The sequence below is a fragment of the Exiguobacterium sp. s95 genome (assembly GCF_018618655.1).
Taxonomy (GTDB): domain Bacteria; phylum Bacillota; class Bacilli; order Exiguobacteriales; family Exiguobacteriaceae; genus Exiguobacterium_A; species Exiguobacterium_A oxidotolerans.
Genome location: NZ_JACSMM010000024.1, coordinates 1 through 412 on the forward strand (window position 1 = coordinate 1; position 412 = coordinate 412).

General features: G+C 49.0%; 2 tRNA genes. Both read left to right on the forward strand.

What is annotated here, in order from left to right:
* Nucleotides 1-123 precede the first annotated feature (123 nt).
* Nucleotides 124-200 (forward strand) — tRNA-Ile (locus KNP99_RS15210).
* A gap of 22 nt (nt 201-222) precedes the next feature.
* Nucleotides 223-295, forward strand: a tRNA-Ala gene (locus KNP99_RS15215).
* The last annotated feature ends 117 nt before the right edge of the window (nt 296-412 follow it).

Genomic DNA, 412 nt, shown 5'->3' on the forward strand with positions numbered 1-412 from the left:
GGTAGCCGTATCGGAAGGTGCGGCTGGATCACCTCCTTTCTAAGGAAAACGTCCCGTAAGGGACATGCCCATCGTTCAGTTTTGAGAGTCCGATCTCTCAACTGAATCATCCCATATTTGAATGGGCCTATAGCTCAGCTGGTTAGAGCGCACGCCTGATAAGCGTGAGGTCGGTGGTTCGAGTCCACTTAGGCCCACCATTCAATTTTAAGTTCATATCCTGGGGCCTTAGCTCAGCTGGGAGAGCGCCTGCCTTGCACGCAGGAGGTCAGCGGTTCGATCCCGCTAGGCTCCATTTGTCTTGTCCATTTTCATGGAGAAGGCACTCGCACCTTGAAAACTGAAGACATCAACAAGACATCAAATTTTTATAACCATGTCATTAGACGTGTGTTCTTAGAATACCAAAATG